The organism is Streptomyces sp. NPDC001502, from assembly GCF_042894785.1.
In the GTDB taxonomy this organism is placed as follows: Bacteria; Actinomycetota; Actinomycetes; order Streptomycetales; family Streptomycetaceae; genus Streptomyces; species Streptomyces kutzneri.
The window spans coordinates 18,107-35,718 of sequence record NZ_JBIAVW010000024.1 but is presented as its reverse complement, the minus strand read 5'-3'; the positions used below and the strand labels follow the sequence as shown (position 1 = coordinate 35,718).

17 protein-coding genes are annotated in these 17,612 nt (G+C 71.2%); 10 read left to right on the top strand and 7 right to left on the bottom strand.

The genetic code is table 11. The features are described 5' to 3' along the window. The first annotated feature begins 109 nt into the window (after positions 1-109). The gene (locus tag ACFY0D_RS32535; RefSeq protein ID WP_390801544.1) at positions 110-1,681 is read left to right on the top strand and encodes a tryptophan halogenase family protein; all 1,572 of its coding nucleotides are present in this window, start codon (positions 110-112) and stop codon (positions 1,679-1,681) included. A gap of 50 nt (positions 1,682-1,731) precedes the next feature. Next, the gene (locus tag ACFY0D_RS32530) at positions 1,732-2,262 is read left to right on the top strand and encodes a flavin reductase family protein (protein ID WP_390801543.1); all 531 of its coding nucleotides are present in this window, start codon (positions 1,732-1,734) and stop codon (positions 2,260-2,262) included. Between the two features lie 75 nt (positions 2,263-2,337). Here ACFY0D_RS32530 and ACFY0D_RS32525 read toward each other — a convergent pair whose 3' ends face one another. Continuing rightward, positions 2,338-6,711 carry an amino acid adenylation domain-containing protein gene (locus ACFY0D_RS32525; RefSeq protein WP_390801542.1) on the bottom strand — a complete coding sequence of 1,458 codons (4,374 nt, stop codon included), beginning with the start codon at positions 6,709-6,711 and terminating at the stop codon, positions 2,338-2,340. Positions 6,712-7,523: 812 nt separating this feature from the next. On the opposite strand from ACFY0D_RS32525, the gene ACFY0D_RS32520 reads away from it, so the two are divergent. Both ACFY0D_RS32520 and ACFY0D_RS32515 read left to right on the top strand, forming a co-directional pair. Next, entirely contained in the window at positions 7,524-8,597 is a 1,074-nt protein-coding gene (locus tag ACFY0D_RS32520; protein ID WP_390801541.1) for a sulfite exporter TauE/SafE family protein, read from the top strand. Then, positions 8,594-8,809 (top strand): heavy-metal-associated domain-containing protein, encoded by a 216-nt coding sequence (locus tag ACFY0D_RS32515; protein ID WP_390801540.1) that lies wholly within the window; start codon positions 8,594-8,596, stop codon positions 8,807-8,809. The genes ACFY0D_RS32520 and ACFY0D_RS32515 overlap by 4 nt, the downstream gene beginning before the upstream one ends. Before the next feature lie 23 nt (positions 8,810-8,832). Here ACFY0D_RS32515 and ACFY0D_RS32510 read toward each other — a convergent pair whose 3' ends face one another. Beyond that, positions 8,833-9,252 carry an arsenate reductase ArsC gene (locus ACFY0D_RS32510; RefSeq protein WP_390801539.1) on the bottom strand — a complete coding sequence of 140 codons (420 nt, stop codon included), beginning with the start codon at positions 9,250-9,252 and terminating at the stop codon, positions 8,833-8,835. A 201-nt stretch (positions 9,253-9,453) separates the two neighbouring features. Between ACFY0D_RS32510 and ACFY0D_RS32505 the strand changes: the two genes are divergently transcribed. Next, positions 9,454-9,768, top strand: a complete 315-nt coding sequence (locus ACFY0D_RS32505) for an ArsR/SmtB family transcription factor (RefSeq protein WP_390801538.1) — start codon at positions 9,454-9,456, stop codon at positions 9,766-9,768. Positions 9,769-9,802: 34 nt separating this feature from the next. After that, positions 9,803-10,615: an aquaporin gene (locus ACFY0D_RS32500; RefSeq protein WP_390801537.1), complete on the top strand. Its 813-nt coding sequence runs from the start codon at positions 9,803-9,805 to the stop codon at positions 10,613-10,615. A gap of 230 nt (positions 10,616-10,845) precedes the next feature. On the opposite strand, the gene ACFY0D_RS32495 is transcribed toward ACFY0D_RS32500, so the two are convergent. Beyond that, the gene (locus ACFY0D_RS32495; protein ID WP_390801536.1) at positions 10,846-11,211 is read right to left on the bottom strand and encodes an ArsR/SmtB family transcription factor; all 366 of its coding nucleotides are present in this window, start codon (positions 11,209-11,211) and stop codon (positions 10,846-10,848) included. A 164-nt stretch (positions 11,212-11,375) separates the two neighbouring features. Here ACFY0D_RS32495 and ACFY0D_RS32490 point away from each other — a divergent pair, with 164 nt between their 5' ends. Then, a complete protein-coding gene (locus ACFY0D_RS32490; RefSeq protein WP_390801535.1) occupies positions 11,376-12,731 on the top strand; it encodes an NAD(P)-binding domain-containing protein in 1,356 nt (451 codons plus the stop codon). 28 nt (positions 12,732-12,759) lie between these two features. Here ACFY0D_RS32490 and ACFY0D_RS32485 read toward each other — a convergent pair whose 3' ends face one another. Further along, positions 12,760-14,280, bottom strand: a complete 1,521-nt coding sequence (locus tag ACFY0D_RS32485) for an SDR family NAD(P)-dependent oxidoreductase (protein WP_390801534.1) — start codon at positions 14,278-14,280, stop codon at positions 12,760-12,762. A gap of 127 nt (positions 14,281-14,407) precedes the next feature. Next, the gene (locus ACFY0D_RS32480; protein WP_390801533.1) at positions 14,408-14,824 is read right to left on the bottom strand and encodes a hypothetical protein; all 417 of its coding nucleotides are present in this window, start codon (positions 14,822-14,824) and stop codon (positions 14,408-14,410) included. Positions 14,825-15,072: 248 nt separating this feature from the next. On the opposite strand from ACFY0D_RS32480, the gene ACFY0D_RS32475 reads away from it, so the two are divergent. Further along, on the top strand, positions 15,073-15,504 hold the full coding sequence (locus ACFY0D_RS32475; protein WP_390801532.1) for an acyl-CoA thioesterase: 432 nt from the start codon (positions 15,073-15,075) through the stop codon (positions 15,502-15,504). A 44-nt stretch (positions 15,505-15,548) separates the two neighbouring features. Here the strand turns inward: ACFY0D_RS32475 and coaD are convergent, their stop codons facing one another. Beyond that, entirely contained in the window at positions 15,549-15,986 is a 438-nt protein-coding gene (coaD, locus tag ACFY0D_RS32470) for a pantetheine-phosphate adenylyltransferase (RefSeq protein WP_390801531.1), read from the bottom strand. Positions 15,987-16,151: 165 nt separating this feature from the next. On the opposite strand from coaD, the gene ACFY0D_RS32465 reads away from it, so the two are divergent. After that, the gene (locus tag ACFY0D_RS32465) at positions 16,152-16,643 is read left to right on the top strand and encodes an NADAR family protein (protein ID WP_390801530.1); all 492 of its coding nucleotides are present in this window, start codon (positions 16,152-16,154) and stop codon (positions 16,641-16,643) included. On the opposite strand, the gene ACFY0D_RS32460 is transcribed toward ACFY0D_RS32465, so the two are convergent. Next, on the bottom strand, positions 16,630-17,091 hold the full coding sequence (locus ACFY0D_RS32460; protein WP_390801529.1) for a hypothetical protein: 462 nt from the start codon (positions 17,089-17,091) through the stop codon (positions 16,630-16,632). The two genes, ACFY0D_RS32465 and ACFY0D_RS32460, sit on opposite strands and share 14 nt — an antisense overlap. 228 nt (positions 17,092-17,319) lie before the next feature. Here ACFY0D_RS32460 and ACFY0D_RS32455 point away from each other — a divergent pair, with 228 nt between their 5' ends. Next, positions 17,320-17,577, top strand: a complete 258-nt coding sequence (locus tag ACFY0D_RS32455; protein ID WP_390801528.1) for a hypothetical protein — start codon at positions 17,320-17,322, stop codon at positions 17,575-17,577. Positions 17,578-17,612 lie beyond the last annotated feature (35 nt).

Below are 17,612 nucleotides of genomic sequence, written 5' to 3'. Positions count from 1 at the left end.
CGTCATCGGCGCTCCCACCTCCCCATGGCCCGGTCCGGGTCCGCGGAACCCCGCGGACCCGGGCACCCCTCACACCCTTTTTCCCCACAGACTTGCGAGGTCTTGTCCCATGAACCCGAAGCACCCGAACAAGGTCGTGATCGTCGGCGGCGGCACGGCCGGCTGGATGACCGCCTCGTACCTGAAGAAGGCGTTCGGCGACCGTCTGGCCGTGACCCTCGTCGAGTCGGGCAGGATCGGCACCGTCGGCGTCGGCGAGGCGACCTTCAGCGACATCCGGCACTTCTTCGAATTCCTCGACCTCAGGGAAGAGGACTGGATGCCGGCCTGCAACGCCACCTACAAGCTCGCCGTCCGGTTCCAGGACTGGCAGCGGCCCGGCCACCACTTCTACCACCCGTTCGAGCAGATGCGCTCGGTCGACGGGTTTCCCCTGACCGACTGGTGGCTGCAGAACGGCCCGACCGACCGGTTCGACCGGGACTGCTTCGTCATGGCGTCCCTGTGCGACGCGGGGCGCAGTCCGCGCTACCTGAACGGCTCCCTCCTGCAGCAGGAGTTCGACGAGCGCGCCGAGGAGCCGGCCGGGCTCACCATGTCCGAGCACCAGGGCAAGACGCAGTTCCCGTACGCCTACCACTTCGAGGCGGCCCTGCTCGCCAAGTACCTCACCACGTACGCGACGGGCCGCGGGGTGGAGCACGTCATCGACGAGGTCCAGGAGGTGAAGCTCGACGAGCGCGGCTGGATCGACCACATCGTCACCAAGGACCACGGCGCCATCGACGGCGACCTGTTCGTCGACTGCACCGGGTTCCGGGGCGTGCTGCTGAACCAGGCCCTCGACGTGCCCTTCATCTCCTACCAGGACACCCTGCCCAACGACAGCGCGGTCGCCCTCCAGGTCCCGCTCGACATGAAGACGCGCGGCATCCCTCCGTACACCCAGGCCACCGCCCAGGACGCGGGCTGGATATGGACGATCCCGCTGTTCGGCCGGATCGGCACCGGATACGTCTACGCCAAGGACTACTGCTCGCCCGAGGAGGCCGAGCGCACCCTGCGCGAGTTCGTCGGCCCCGAGGCGGCCGATGTCGAGGCCAACCACATCCGCATGCGGATCGGGCGCAGCGAGGAGTCCTGGAAGAACAACTGCGTCGCCATCGGGCTGTCCAGCGGTTTCGTCGAACCCCTCGAATCGACCGGCATCTTCTTCATCCACCACGCCATCGAGCAGCTGGTCAAGCATTTCCCGGCCGCGGACTGGCACCCGCAGATGCGCGCCGGCTACAACTCGTCCGTCGCCAACGTGATGGACGGCGTAAGGGAGTTCCTCGTCCTGCATTACAAGGGTGCGGCACGCAACGACACCCAGTACTGGAAGGACACCAAGACCCGGGCGGTCCCGGAGGCCCTCGCCGAGCGCATCGAGCGCTGGAAGGTACAGCTGCCCGACTCGGAGAACGTCTTCCCCCACTACCACGGCCTGCCGCCGTATTCCTACATGGCCGTCCTCCTCGGCACGGGTGCGATCGGGCTGCGCCCCTCGCCCGCACTCGCCCTGGTCGACCCCGCGGCGGCCGAGAAGGAGTTCGCCGCCGTCCGCGACAAGGCGCGGTTCCTGGTCGACACCCTGCCGAGCCAGTACGAGTACTTCGCCGCGATGCAGGCGCGCGCCTGACCGGCTCCCCGGCCCGCACCCCGTCGCATCCGCCGCGCAGGAGGACCCTCATGATCGACCGCATGACCGCCCCGGCCCCCGATCCGTCCGTGTCCGAAGGGCTGCGCGGGATGATGCGCGGCTTCCCGACCGGTGTGGCCGTCGTGACCGCGACCGATGCCGGGGGTACCCCGTGGGGGATGACGTGCTCGTCGGTGTGCAGCGCCACGCTGCACCCGCCGACCCTGCTGGTGTGCCTGCGGGCCGCCGGCCCCACGCTGGCCGCGGTCCTCGCCCGCGGGCGCTTCGCGGTCAACCTGCTCCATGCCGGCGGCCGCGCCACCGCCGAGCTGTTCGCGTCCGGCGCCCCCGACCGGTTCGGCAAGGTCGCGTGGCGCGAGGACACGGACGCGTCCGGCCCCCACCTGTGGCAGGACGCCCACGCCGTGGCGGACTGCACGGTCCGCATGTCGCAGCCGGTGGGCGACCACGTGGCGGTGTTCGGCGAGGTGCTCCGCGTCACCCGGCAGGGGGACTGCCGCCCGCTGATGTACGGACTGCGTACCTACAGCCCGTGGCCCGGCACCGAGACCGGCGCCTGAAACGCGGTACGCCGCACCGGCGGCCCGAGGGCCGCCGGTGCGGCGTACCGTACGTGCGTCCCGGTGCGCGATGCGTCAGGCATCCCGCTGCCCGGGGGGCGGCAGTATTCCGGTTTCCACGCAGTGGTCCAGATACCGGAACACGAGGGCCCGGTCGGGTTGCGGACAGCGGATGCCGGTGCCTTCGAGGCCGCGCAGCACGTTGTCCGCGCGGACGTCCCCCGGTGCATCACCGTCACCCGTGCCGTCACCGGTGCCGTCGCCGGCGAGGGAGTCGAAGAAGGCTCCTGTCGTCATCGCCACGTCGGCGGAGCGCGGCAGTTCCCTGCGCCACTGGGCCGGCGGCATCCGTCTGACGTCGTAGCCGTACTCCCCCACCCAGTCGTAGAGGTCGGCCAGTGGTGTCGGCGCGACGGGGGCGTGGTTGAAGACCGTGCCGGATGCAGCGGTCAGGGACAGCCGTACGACGGCGCGGGCGACGTAGTCCACCGGTGTCCACACCTCCGCCTCGAACAGGTCGGGCAGGATCCCGGCCGGGATGCCGGAGGCCAGAACACTCCACAGGAAGTCCTGGCGGTTCACCTGGCCGGTGTCCGGTGCTCCCACCACACGTCCCAGACGGTGCACGGTCACGGGGAGGCCGCGCTCGGCTGCCTGTTCCAGCAGCCGTTCGGAGGCCCACTTGGACTGCCGGTATCCGCTGCGCAGACCGGGGTGCGGCGGGAAGAACGTCTCCGTCACGGCCGAAGCGTGGCTGCGCGGCGGGGCGACGGACAGGGTCGACACCAAGTGGACCGGGATCGAACGCCTGGACGCCATCCTCAGCAGCTGACGCGTGGACTCGGTGTTGGCGGCACGCAGACTGGCGTACTCGCGCATGATGCTGACCGTCGCCGCATTGTGGAAGATGGCGTCGCAGGTCTCGGCCAGTTCTGCGAACCGGGTGGATCCGAGCCCCAGGTCCGGACGGGCGAGGTCGGCGGGGACGGCCGTGATCCGCTCCATGTCTGCCGGAAGAGGGATCCGCTGGGCGGCCAGTGCCTGCCGGATGCGGTCGGCGGCCTCGGCCGGCGTGGCCGCCCTGACCGGACAGACGATCCTGGCGTCGGTGGCCGCGAGCAGCTCTGCCAGCAGATGGGCACCGACGAAACCGGTGGCACCGGTGAGCAGGACGGTGCGTGGTGCGGCAACCGTGAGAGGCGGGCCGCCCGGCCGGATGTCACGGTCCAGGAGCGCGTCGGCAGCGGGGCCTTCGAGCAGGGCGCGGTCCCTGCCCGCGGTGTTCGTGGTGTGCTCCAGGCGGCGGGCGAGGCCGGCGGCCGTCGGGTGCTCGAACAGCCAGGCGACGCGCACGTCACGCCCGAGCTCGGTGCTGATGCGCCGGGCCAGCCGAGCGGCCATGAGGGAGTGGCCCCCGAGCGTGAAGAAGTCGTCGTCGGGACCGACGGCTTCGAGCCCGAGCGCATCGGCGAACAGTGCGCACAGCGCGTGCTCGTACGGTGTGCGCGGCGACCGGTGGGGCCTGGTCGCCGGCATGCGGGGCTCGGGCAGCGCCTTGCGGTCGACCTTGCCGTTCGGGGTGACCGGAATGGCGTCCAGAAGGGTGAGGGTGGCGGGCATCAGGTAGCCGGGCAGCACTGCGGCCAGGGCATCGCGCACGGCCCGGAGGTCGAGGTCGGTGCCGGGGTCGGCGGCGACGACGTAGCCGGACAGGGCGGGTTCCCCGGTGGCATCGCGGCATATCGTCACCGCGGCCTGTGCCACGGCCGGTACCCGCAGCAGCGCGGCCTCGGTCTCGCCCGGTTCGACGCGGTAGCCGCGGATCTTGACCTGTTCGTCGGCACGGCCGACGAACTCCAAGGAGTGGTCGGGGAGCCGGCGGACGAGATCACCGGTGCGGTACATGCGCTCGCCCGGCAGCCCGAAGGGATCGGCGACGAACCGCTCGGCCGTCAGCCCGAAGCGGCCCAGGTAGCCACGGGCGAGGCTGGGCCCGGTGACGTACAGCTCGCCGGTGACGCCAGGAGGGACCGGCAGCAGGGCGCTGTCCAGGACGTGGATGCGGGTGCCGGCGATCGGCTCGCCGATGGGGGGCGTGCGCGTGCCGTCGAGGGCTTCGCTCATGGTGGCGCAGACGGTGGTCTCGGTGGGGCCGTAGGCGTTGACGAGGAGACGGCCGGGTGCCCAGCGGGAAACCAGTCGCGCGTCGGCGGCCTCGCCCCCGATGACGACGGTCATCTCCGGGGGCAGGTCGGTCCCCGGGTTCATCGCGGCCAGCGACGACGGCGGCAGGAGCGCGTGCGTGATCCCGGCCTCGCGGGTGAACGCGGCGAGCGGGTCGCCGGGCAGCAGCCGGTCGGCGGGGGCGATGACGAGTGTCGCGCCGGCGAGCAGGCCCATGCACAGCTCGGACACCATCGCGTCGAAGCCCAGGGAGGCGAACTGGAGGACCCTGCTGCCGGGCACCACGCCCAGGCGCCGGATGAAGCGGTCGGCCAGGCCGGGCACGCCGGCGTGGGTCACCACGACGCCCTTGGGGCGTCCGGTGGAGCCGGAGGTGTAGATGACGTAGGCGGCGTGGGACACGGCCGGTGGGGCGGTGCGGTCGGTGTCCGTGGGGTCGGTGTCGGCCGACGCCGCCAGCTCGTGCAGGACTGCCGGGTCGTCGAGGGCGAGCGTCGTGCACCCGGCGGCCTCGGCGACGGCAGCGGTGGAGGCGTCGACCAGGACGCGTACGGGGACGGCGTCGCCGAGGATGTACGCGATCCGGGTGGCGGGGACGGCGGGGTCGACGGGAAGGTACGCGGCTCCTGTCTTGGCCACGGCCAGCACGGCGACGACGAACTCGGCGGAACGGGGCAGCAGCAGGGCGACCCGGTCCTCCGGTCCGACCCCACGAGCGATGAGCAGCCGGGCGAGCCGGTTGGCACGCCGGTTCAGTGCGGCGTAGTCGAGGACGGTGTCCTCGTACGCGACGGCGGGCGCCTCGGGGGTGGCGAGGACCTGGCGCTCGAACAGGGCCGCGAGGGTGGGGCCTCCGGCGGGGCCGTCGGCGGGGCGTTCGGCGGGGCGGTCCTGCGCGGCGGCAAGGGTGACGGCGGCGAGCTCGTCGTCGCCGAGCAGGCCGATCCGGCCCACCGGTGTTCCGGGCTCCCGGAGCGCGCGGGCGACCCGGCCGATGAAGCGCAGGTAGCGGTCCTGGTGGCCGGCGAGTTCGGCCGGGGTGTACAGGGCGGGGTGGGCGTCGAAGTCGACGCGGATCTCACCACCGTCGCCCCGGTCGTACACCGAGACGGCGAGGTCCTCGATGAGCCGCAGTGACATGTTGTGGGCGTCGGCACGCAGACCCGCGAAGCGCACGTCGTAGTCGAAGGGGACGATGTTGAGCAGCGGGCCGAAGAAGCGGCGGTGGTCGTTGGGCAGGCCGAGATCGCGGCGCAGCTCCTCGCCGCGGTAGCGCTGGTGGGCGACCAGGGAACGCAGGGCGGCACGGGTGCGGTCCAGGAGTGTGCCGACGGTCGTGGCGTCGTCGACGGCCACCCGCAGGGGGACCACGTTGGCCGCCATGCCGGGTGCGGTACGGGATGCGGGACCCGGCCGGGCAGTGACCGGGAGGCCCAGCACGATGTCGGTGGAGCCGGTCATGCGGTGCAGGTAGGCGACGGTAGCGGCGATGACCACCCGGGAACGGGCCGTGCCGGCCCGCTCCGCCGCGCGGACCAGCTCCTGCCGAACGTCCACGGGCAGGTTCGCGCTGCGCCGGACGAACTCCGCAGAGGGCTTCAGCGGGCGGGGTGAGAGGCAGACCGGCTCCGGCCGGTCGGCGTACCGGCCCCGCCAGAAGTCCCGGTCGTCGGCGAAGTCCTGGGACGTCCGGTAGTCAGCGTCCTCGGTCAGGAGGGAGCGGACCGAGGTGAAGGGGGTCGGCCCGGGCTCGGTGCCCGCGGTGAGCGCGGTGTAGAGGTCGGCGACTCGGCGGACCAGGAGTGCGGCGCCCGCGCCGTCGAGCAGGATGTGGTGGTAGGCGTGGTACCAGAACCAGCGGCTCTCGGAGACTTTGAAGAGCGCGTACGTGAACAGCGACGAGCTCGTCAGATCGATGCGTCGGCGCAGGTCGCGGCCCATCCACTCCTCGGCGGCACGACGGGGGTCCGCCTCGCCCGAGACGTCGACGGCGCACAGGTCCCAGGCGGGCTCTCCGGCGATCACCAGGCGAGGACCGTCCTCGGTGTCGACGAAGCGGATGTGCAGCGCGTCCGCCTCGGCGGTCATCAGCCGCAGCGCCTTCTCGAAGAGCCCGGGGTCCACGGGGCCGTGGATGTCCAGGTACTCGGCCGCGCGGAAGATCGGGCTGTCCGGATCGACCTGCGACGCGAACCAGACTCCGGCCTGGGCGCCCGTCAGTGGCAGGAGCTGCTCACCATCGGAACCCAACCGAGACAGATTCATGACTGATCACCGTTCCCCACCGTTGTGCGGGCAGTAGTTCGTTCCGAGGAAAGGGCGGGCGGGTTCGTGGCATTCCGGCAGAGGGACGATCTCGCGGGCCGCCGCAGCCTATTTCGGACCTGAAGGCGCCACCTACACAGCGGCTGTATGCCGACCTGCCCCTCTTCGGGGGCCTTCGAGACCTTCACCCGCGCGGGCACCGGCACCGCACCGGCACCGGCACCGGCATGGCTCTGCGGAGCGGGCGAGTGAAGGCCCGGTCCGGCGGCTGGGTAGCATCGCCCCGTGCCTTCCCGTTCCGCCCACCGGTGCCTGCCGACCGTCGCCTCTTTGGCGGCCGGTCTGTTGCTGGCGTGCGGATTCCTCATGTGGGGCGCGGGGCATGCCGGCGCGATGAGCACGCACCCACCGCAACCCGCCTCTGCCGTCGCCTCGTCGGCCGACACGGCCGAGATGGCTGAGATGGTTGCGATGGTTGAGATGCCCGGCGGAGAGACAGTCACCGACGGCATGGGCGGCGAGTGCCCGGCCATGGCCATGGACTGTCCGCTGGCCTCGGCACACGTCCCGGGGGCTGTGGCACTCGCCTCTCCCCTGGCTTCACCTCTGCCGCCGGCTCTCGCGGACCACATGCCCGCCTCCTGGGCATCGGCCGTCGAGTGCCCCCGGCCACGGGCGCCTGATCCCGTATCCCTCCTCTGCATCAGCCGGACCTAGACAGCCCTCCACCATCCCGCCCTGCCTTCTCCGGCGGCGGGTGGCCTCGGCATGTCCACGATCCTGCTCGCGACGCAGATGAGAGAGCTTCTTCCATGGCCTCCGGCACCACCTTGTTCGTCACCGGTGTGACCACCGGTCTTTTTGCGGGCGGCGCCTCCTGCGCAGCCGTCCAAGGCGGCCTCCTCGCCGGCGCCGTCGGCCGCCGCGCCACTCGATGGTCCGCCGAAGCATGGGAACTCAGCGGGCTCTTCGCGCCCGTCGGCGCGTTCCTCGGCGCCAAACTCGTCTCCCACACCCTGCTCGGCGCGGCCCTCGGCCTGCTCGGCGCCGCCGTCCAGCCCGGCCCCCGCACCCAGGCGGCGCTCCTGATCGGGGCCGGCGTCCTCATGGTGCTGTTCGCGCTCGACTTGTTCGGCGTGAAGGCCGTACGACGCTTCGTGCCCCGCCCGCCCGCCTCCTGGGGACGGAGGGTGCGCCGCTCGGCGAAGTCCACCGCCGTCACCGCCCCGGCCGTCCTCGGCTTCCTCACGGTCCTCATCCCCTGCGGGGTGACCCTCAGCGTCGAGTTGATCGCCGTCACCTCGGGCTCCGCGCTCACCGGGGCCGCGGTCATGGCCGGCTTCGTTCTCGGCACCGGTCCGCTCTTCGCCGTGCTCGGCTTCTTCCTTCGCTCCGCCGCCAAGCTGTGGCAGGGACGGCTCACCCTGGTCACCGCCGTCGTGGTCCTGCTGGTCGCGGTCTGGACCCTCGGATCCGGCCTGCGGCTCGGCGGCTGGTGGCCCACCGCCACGGCTCCCGCCGTCGCAGCGGAAGCCGTCGCCGCTCAGGCCGTGGTGACGCACCCGGACGGCAGCCAGACCATCACCGTCCGAGCCCGCACGACGTCCTACACACCCGCGGCGATCACCGCGACGGCCGGAGTGCCCACCACCCTCGTCGTCGCCACGGACCACACCGGCGGCTGCATCCGCGCCTTCGTCATCCCCGACCTGGGCATCCAGAAGATCCTTCCCACCGCCGGCACCACCACCATCGACCTCGGGAACCCCGCGCCCGGCCGCCTCGACTACACCTGTGGCATGGGCATGTACGGCGGCCAGATCACCTTCCGGCAGCCCGCCGCCCAGGCCCCCCGGACCACGGCCACTCAGGAGACGACCTCGTGACCATCCGCATGGAATTCGCCGTCACCGGCATGCACTGCGACAGCTGTGGCCTGCTCATCGACGACGAGGTCGAAGAACTCCCCGGCGTCACCTCCAGTACCACCGACGTGCGCAAAGAACGCACGGTGGTCGAGCTGACCGGCCCACTCCCGGCAGAGCGAATCGTCGAAGCCATCGCGGACGCCGGATACACCGCCACCCCGCTGGCCTGACCCTCCGTGGCCGTCCCGTCGGCTCAGGGCTTCGGCTTCGCCTCGATCTCGGCGATCAGACCCTCGATGAGGCCCTTGATCTCGTCGCGGATGGGGCGGACGGCCTCGACGCCCTGACCAGCCGGGTCCTCAAGCCGCCAGTCGAGGTAGGTCTTGCCGGGGAAGTACGGGCAGGCGTCGCCGCAGCCCATGGTGATGATGTAGTCGGACGCCTGCGCGGCCTCCGGGGTGAGGACCTTCGGCTTCTGGTCGGAGATGTCGATGCCCAGCTCGGCCATGGCGGCCACGGCGGAGGGGTTGATCCGGTCACCGGGGACGGAGCCCGCGGAGCGCACCTCGACGCGGTCGCCGGCGAGGTGACGCAGGAAGCCTGCGGCCATCTGCGAGCGGCCGGCATTGTGGATGCAGACGAACAGCACGGACGCGACAGGAGTGGAGGACATCGTTCTTCCTTGGGGTGGGGTCAACTGCGGGGCCGACCGGTGACGACGGGACAGGCATCGCCGCAACCCGCCGTGATCGCGATGCCGGCGGCCTGTTCGGTGCCCGCCAAAGGGCGGGGCGAAGACATGGGAACCCTCCACGGGTTCCAATGGATCAGCCCAGGCTGGTATCAGGATTGAGTGATGTGACAGTATCAGTCCATGATGACGTCAGTCGACACTGAACTGATCCGGGTGCTGGCCGACCCGCTCAGGCTCCAGATCGTGACCCTCCTCGCCGAGGAGACGCTCTGCACCACCCATCTCGTGGAGGAGACGGGTGCCAGGCAGACGAATCTCTCGAACCACCTGAAGGTCCTGCGCGAGGCCGGGGTCGTGGATACGGAGCCATGCGGACGGTACGTCTACTACCGCCTGCGCCCGGAGGTCCTTGAGGCCATCGCCGGTCAGTTCACCGACCTCGCTCGGACCGCCCGCGCCACCGCCGAAGCGAACCTTAAGCGGTCCTGCCCCTAGCCCGTCTTTCGCCTCACCTGCCCGAGGAGAACCCTTGTCCGTCACCGAGCCCGTCGACGCCGCCCCCGCAGCGGCGTCCGGCATAGCCGCCGACGCGCCCCGACCCGCGCCCGGCGCGACCCCGCCCCAGACCCCGTTGACCGCACGCGCCGCCGCCGAGCTCGTCGGCACCGCGGCGCTCGTGGCGGTGGTGGTCGGCTCCGGCATCCAGGCCACCGAGCTCACCCAGGACGTGGCCCTGCAGCTGCTGGCCAACTCCACCGCCACCGTCTTCGGCCTCGGCGTCCTGATCGCCCTCCTCGGCCCGGTGTCCGGCGCCCACTTCAACCCGGCCGTCACCCTGGCCGAGTGGTGGACCGCCCGCCGCGGGGGCGCCGGTGTCACCGCGCGGGAGCTCGCCGTGTACGTGCCCTCGCAGATCGTCGGCGCGATCGCGGGCGCCATCCTCGCGGACGCGATGTTCGGCGAACCGCTGGTGAAGTGGTCCACCCACGACCGCTCCGCCGGGAACCTCCTCCTCGGCGAGGTCGTCGCCACGGCCGGCCTGATCCTGCTGATCTTCGGCCTGGCCCGCACCGACCGCCTGCGCTTCGCACCCGTCGCCGTCGCCTCGTACATCGGCGCCGCCTACTGGTTCACCTCCTCCACCTCCTTCGCGAACCCGGCGGTGACGATCGGCCGCGCGTTCACCGACACGTTCGCGGGCATCGCCCCCGCCTCGGTCCCGGGCTTCATCGGCGCCCAGCTCGCCGGTGCCGTCGTCGGCCTGGCCCTGGTGGCGGTCATCTTCCTGCGAAGCGCTGGACAGTCGCGGGGCGCGGGTGGAAGCCGTCGAGGTGCGGAATGAAGCGGCGGCCGCCCGGTGGGGAATGACGGACTCGCCGACGGTGCCGCTCGATGACATCGACCCGTTCACGTCGGCCGGTGCCCCCACGAGCGTGTCCTGTCGCCTCTAGTGCTGTGACCGGCAAGGTTTGCCGGTCACAGCACTAGAGAGACACAGCCAGGCGCGCTGACGGCGCTCCGAGTCACCGGCGATGAAGCCGAATGGGAGCCGGCGGCCGGGGCCGGCGCCCCCTACGCGCCGGCTGCGCGGGTCAGGAGCTGGGCCATGGCCGCCAGGACCGCCGGCTCCACCCGGTAGTAGACCCAGGTGCCGCGCCGCTCGGAGGAGAGCAGTCCGGCTTCCTTGAGCTTCTTCAGGTGATGGGAGACGGTCGGCTGGGAGACGCCCACGTCGGAGATGTCGCAGACGCACGCCTCGCCGCCCTCGTGCGAAGCCACCGCGGAGAAGAGCCGCAGGCGCACGGGATCGCCCAAAGCCTTGAACATCGTGGCCGTGCGCTCCGCCTCGTCCGCGGTCAGCGGGCGCTCGGTGAGTGGCGGGCAGCACGGCACGACAGCGTCCGGCTCCAGCAGCGGCAAGACGTTCACATTCGACATCCGTCTATGTTGACACATGTCGAACCAGTCAGCCAGGACGACGTCGGCACGCCCCACTGGGTGATCTGCAGATTTGATGAATGTCTATGTTGACATCCATCTAATCAAAGGCCATGCTGGCCGCACAAGCCATCGACGGATATCGAAACACCGAGGAGTCGACCGTGAACGCGCCTGCCGACATCGAGCTGCCCGTCGTCGTCATCGGAGCCGGCCCCATCGGCCTGGCGGCCGCCGCACACCTCATCGACCAGGGCATCGAGCCCCTGGTCCTGGAGGCCGGACCGGTCGCCGGCAGCGCCGTGCGGGACTGGAGCCACGTACGCCTGTTCTCCACCTGGGGTGAGGTCGTCGACCCGGCCGCGGAGAAGCTCCTGGCCCCCACCGGCTGGGTGAAGCCGGACGAGGCCACGTACCCGACCGGCGGCGAATGGGCCGAGGAGTACCTGCAGCCGCTGGCCGCCGTCCTGGGCGAGCGCCTCCGCTTCGGCGCCCGCGTCACCGGTGTCTCCCGCCTCGGCCGCGACCGTGTCGTGGATGCCGACCGCGATACCCAGCCCTTCACCGTTCACATCGCACACACCGATGGCAGCGAGGAACGGCTGACCGCCCGCGCCGTCATCGACGCCTCCGGCACCTGGTCCACCCCCGGCCCCATCGGCGGTGACGGCCTGCCCGCCCTCGGTGAGCGCTCCGCGGGCGACCGGATCTCGTACCGCGTCCCGGACCTGAAGGACCCGGCCGTCCGCGCCCGGTACACCGGCAGGCGAACGGCAGTCATCGGCTCCGGCGCCTCCGCGTTCACCGCGCTCGCCTACCTGGCCGACCTGGCGAAGGGCGAGCCGGGTACGCACACCACCTGGATCCTGCGGCGCGGTATCAGCGGCTCCACCTTCGGCGGCGGCGAAGCCGACCAGCTGCCCGCCCGCGGCGCCCTCGGTCTGGCGGCCAAGGCCGCCGTCGACCACGGGTACGCCGACGCCGTCACCGGCTTCCGCACCACCGCCGTGGAGCAGACCGGCGACCAGCTCGTCCTCGTCGCCGAGGACGGCCGCCGTCTGGACCCGGTGGACGAGGTCATCGTCCTCACCGGCTTCCGCCCCGACCTCACCTTCCTCGACGAGCTCCGCCTCGGCCTCGACGAGCGCCTCCAGGCCCCGACCGGACTCGCCCCGCTGATCGACCCCAACCAGCACTCCTGCGGAACCGTCTACCCGCACGGTGTCAACGAGCTCGCCCACCCGGAGAAGGACGTCTACCTCGTCGGCATGAAGTCCTACGGCCGCGCCCCGACCTTCCTCGCCATGACCGGCTACGAGCAGGTCCGTTCCATCGCCGCCGCCCTCGCCGGTGACATGGAGGCCGCCGAGCGCGTCGAGCTCACCCTCCCCGAGACCGGCGTCTGCGGTGGTGCGGGCCTCTTCGACGAGCCCGACGCCGCCGAGGCGACCGGTGGTGGCTGCTGCGCGGCGCCCGCCACCCTCGCCATCGGGGCCCCCGCCGCTTCCGGCGGTTGCTGACCGGCGAAGTGACGAACCCGCGGGCAGGTCACCAGGCGACGTGGCGATAGTCCTTGAGCAGGACGCCGTGGATGGGGCTGCCGGCCTGCCCCTGCACGATGGGGTGGTAGATGCGCGCAGCGCCGTCGATGACGTCCAGGGGCGGACGCCACCCGGTGGCTGCGTGCCGCTCCCGTGCGGGCAACGGCTTCTCGTCGGTGACCCAGCCGGTGTCCACGCTGCAGGTGTGGATGCCTCGGGCGGCCAGGTCCGTCGCGCTGGTACGGGTCAGCATGTTGAGTGCGGCCTTGGCCATGTTGGTGTGCGGGTGACCGCTGGTCTTGTTGCGGGCGGCGAACTGGCCCTCGACGGCGGAGACGTTGATCAGGTAGCGACGCGGGTGCGGCGACGCCTCCAGCAAGGGGAGCAGGCGGTCGGCGAGGAGGAACGGTGCGACGGCGTTGACCAGCTGCACTTCGAGGAGTTCGGCCGGTTCGACCTGGCCGAGCCGCAGGGTCCAGGAGTTGCTGTCGCCCGTCTCCTGCAGGAGCCCCGCCTCGTCGGTGCGCTCCTGTGGGTCCGGGTCCACGGCGAGGGCGCCTTCGGTCGCACTGCGGAAGCCGGTCAGGGCGCCGGACGCCCGGGGGCGCGCGGCGAGTTCCGCCGTCAGCGGGAGCGCTGCGGCGTGCGATCCGGGAACGGTGAATCCCGGGGCGGTCCAGAGCTCCGGCGCGGTGGAGGGCTGGGCCCTCCCGACGGCGGCGGCCTCTGCCGCTACCAGCGCACGGTACGCCCGGGGGGACCGGTGCAGTGTCTGGGCCGCGTTGTTGACGAGGATGTCCAGGGGCGCGGCCTGGCCGAGCAGGTGGTCGGTGAGCGCGAGCACCTGCCTGGGGTCGCGCAGGTCCAGCGCGGCTATCCGCAGTCGGTGCCACCAGTCGGCGGCCCCCGGCGCCGCGGCGAAGCGGCTCGCCGCGTCCTGGGGGAAGCGGGTGGTGACGGTGAGTTCGGCTCCGTCGCGCAGCAGCATCAGGGCCAGGTGGAAGCCGATCTTGACCCGCCCGCCGGTCAGCAGGGCACGCCGGCCGGTGAGATCGGTCCGGGCGGTGCGCCGGGTGAGGTTCTCGTCCGCGCAGCCGGGGCACAGCTGACCGTAGAAGTGGTGGACCTGCCGGTAGTGGTTCTTGCAGACGTAGCAGCGTTGGGGGCGGTTGAGCAGTCTGGGCGGCCCGTCGCCGTCCGGTGCGCGGCCCGGTGGCCGGCGGGTCACTGCACCGGGACCGCTGGGTTCCTGGACGTACTCGTGCACGGACAGGCCCGATCGGTGCGGAGTCTCGGCCGACAGTGCCGCATCCATGATCCGGTCAAGCGCTCCGGTCGCGGTGGTGGCCAGCACCTTCGCGTCGGCCGCCGCCCGGACGGCCCGTCTCGCGGCACGCCGACGGCGCCGCCCGTCCCGGACGAGGTCGCTGGCCGCCTGTTCCAGCAGACGGCGCCGCTCGTCCTCCAGCGGCAGCCGGCATGCCTGCTCCAGCAGGTCCAGGCCGGCTCGTATCGCTTCGTTCTCCATGGGATTCCCCTCCGTGTGGTGTGTCGTCGGCGGCTGTCCGGCCGCCGGGCGCCCGGGGCAACGGGCAGGGCCTGTCGGGCCGTTCAGCGGCGGAACCGGAACGCCTGGAAGCGTCGGCGGGCGCGCATCAGGACCGGGGCGCCGGCAGGGCGTCGAGGGCCGCGCGGAGCGACTGTTCGTACTGAGGCCGGGAAAAGGCCAGGACGCCGAGGGAGTCGTAGTTCCAGTCCCGGGAATTGTTGCGGAAGCCCGACCACGTCACGGTGGTGTCCGTGACGGTGATGTGTGCCGTCAGCGCCCAGCAGTCGTCAATTCCGCACGTGCACGACAACAGCAGCATTTCTCCCCGCCCGGTGCCGTGGGGCACGCGGTCGGGTTCGACGCCGAGCAGGTGCCGGGCGGACAGCGGAGCCGGATACGTGTACGCGCCGGCGAGCAGCGGAGAGGGGTCCGGTGCGAACTCGGCGGCCCGCTCCTCCTGTTCTGCGAGCGCGTCGGGCAGCTCCGCCCTGCGTACCAGTTCCAGGAACGGAACCCCGCTCACCAGGAATTCCAGCACAAAGGGCGTTTCACCCCGGCCTTGCCCCCCGCCGGAGTGGAGAGCCACACGAAACTCGATCGAATGCATGGCGGTCACAGTAGCCGGTGGCCGAACCGGCGCGCGGGGCGCGCAAGGGGTCCGCGGAGTTGAGTACCGGCTACTCATGCAGACCACCCGGCAGCCGTGGTCGACTGCGGCAGGGCGTCGATTCGCCCCGGACCTGGAAGACGAGGCAGCAGGGGGAACAGGTCATGCAGGAACTGTCCGCCGAAGCGGGACACACCCGACTGGTCCAGGTCCATTTCGACGACCTGGATCGCATGGGAATGGTGCACAACTCGCGCCATGCACTCTTCGTCGAACGCGCCATCGGGGCCTATTGGCAAGAACAGGGCTGGAGTCTGGATCCTGATCGCTCACGATTTCCCGACACCCATCTCGTCGTGCGTGAATTCCTCGTCACATACGAGGAGCCGATTCGGGGCACGGGGGACGTGGGCGTGCGGTTTCGGATATCACGGCTCGGCCGCACCAGCGTGGTGTACGAGTTCCAGGTGAGATCCGAAGACGGCCGTGGTGTCCATGCCCACGGCCATCGGGTCCAGGTCCGGGTGGACCCGGAAACGCTGCGGCCCCTCGCCTTCAGCGACGAGCTGCGGAAGACCGCGCACGGTCTCATGTAAGGGGTTGACGGTGCTCAACTGTCGCCCTCGCCTGCGGGAAGAAGCTAGCTCGCCTCATGATTCGGGACACGCTGCTGTTGACTCACCGCGGTCACGAGGGTGGAGGAGATGTGGGCCAGGTCGGCGTCTGCGGCGATGAAGAACGTTTCGACTCCGGCCAGTTCGTGGTTCATGCGGGCCATCGGCATTTCGTAGTCCAGGTCGGCAACGCCGCGTACACCGCGGATGACGACGTCGATGCCGACTCGGCGGCAGTAGTCGACCAGCAGGCCGCCGGTGTGGGAGTCGACCGTGACGTTGCTCAGGTCAGCCGCTGCCGCGCGGAGCCGGTCCAGCCGTTCGGTGACGGGGAAGCGGCCGTTCTTGTTCGGATTGAACATGACGCAGACGACGACCTCGTCGAACAGGAGGGCGGCGCGGCGGAGAACGTCCTGGTGCCCTTGAGTGACCGGGTCGAAGGATCCTGGGAAGAGGGCTCGCATGACCGGAAAGAATAACAAGCGGCCGGTCCCGGTGATGAAGTGCCAGGCCGCCCCGCTCCGGGCGACGGAGGCCCGGCCGCGGGTCCCGGCCCGGGCGGTAAGTCGGTTGCGACCGCCCACCGGCGCCTGGCACGGTGCGGGTCCCGCCCCTGACACGAGGTTCGCATGACGATCTACTTCCACGGTGCCGAAGAAGTTCCCTACGGCTGCTTCTCCAACTTCTCCGCACACGGCGTGGACCTCGACGGACACGGGTGGCCGACCACGGAACACTACTTCCAGGCACAGAAGTTCACCGGCACCCGCCACGCCGAACTCATCCGCCGGGCGGGCACCCCGCTGCGCGCGGCGGAGCTGGGCCGCGACCGGTCGAAGCCGATGCGGCGGGACTGGGAACGGGTGAAGGACGACGTGATGCGCCGCGCCGTGGCGGCCAAGTTCCGCACGCACGCCGACATCGGCGCGATCCTGCTGGCCACGGGAGACGAGGAGATCGTCGAGGACACGACGTCCGACCACTACTGGGGACGCGGCCGGACGGGGACCGGAAAGAACATGCTCGGCCGGATCCTGATGCGCACGCGCAGCCATCTCCTTGCCGAACTCGGCGGAGCGGGTGACGGGCGCGCTCGCCGGGGGCAGGTCATCCGGCCGTGAGCCGCTCGTGCAGGTCCTGCCCGAAGCGCGCCCTGTACACGCCGTGGACGAGGGCTCCCGGGGACCGGTAGCCGGCGTGCTCCGGGCGGCTGACCTGCTCGTCCCAATGCCTCACCTCCCACATGAGGGGTGAGGGGCGCCCCAGGTACGCCTGTGCGGCTTCCGCCAGATCCCAGGTCCCCTCGACCGTCGCACGCCAGAAGGCACGCCCCTGGCCGACCACCCACATGCAGAGGTCCTCGGTGCTGTCCTCGGACCAGACCGCTCCGTCGACGGTGACGCCTTCCGAGAAGTCGATCAGCGACTCGGCGGCCTCCAGATACACCAGCGCGTAGTCCTCCAGAACGCCTCTCGGCTGCGACTCCAGCCATGACTCCAGGACGGACAGGCTCGGCCTGGCCGTCTCCAGAACCTCCCAGAACCAGCCGGGAACGTCCCCCGTCTCCATCAACTCCTCCTCCGGCGCTCTACGTTGAAGGCGGGCGCGGGTATCACGGACCTTCGAGCCCTGCGCGTGCCTCCGCCTCCCGGCCGGTCACGCGCAGAAGGACCCCGTCATTGTGCCTCCCGTGGGGAGCTCGCGCCTCCCCACTCCAGCTGGACCGGTGCCTGGCCGCCCAGCTGGAGTGGGGTCGGGGAAGGCCCACTCCACCCAGGACGGGGAGCTCTACGTGATGTGCTCCACCGCGGACGCGACCACGTCGTGGCCAACCGGGCGCACAACGTGGCCCGGGCGAACGCCGTGGGACGCGGCGCGACCGAGACGGTCACCTTCGAGGCGACGGGCGGTTGCGCCGTCGTCGTGATCAACAAGGCCGGGAAGGGCACGTACCGGACCTCCTCCACGTCGTCGCTCCGACGTCGTAAGCGGGGCGGGCGGTCCGGATGCCCCGGTCCGCCCGCCGCCGGGGATCGGTGGATCCCGGCTGAGTAGGCATTGCTCACGACGCCCGGCCGCGCATGCGTAAA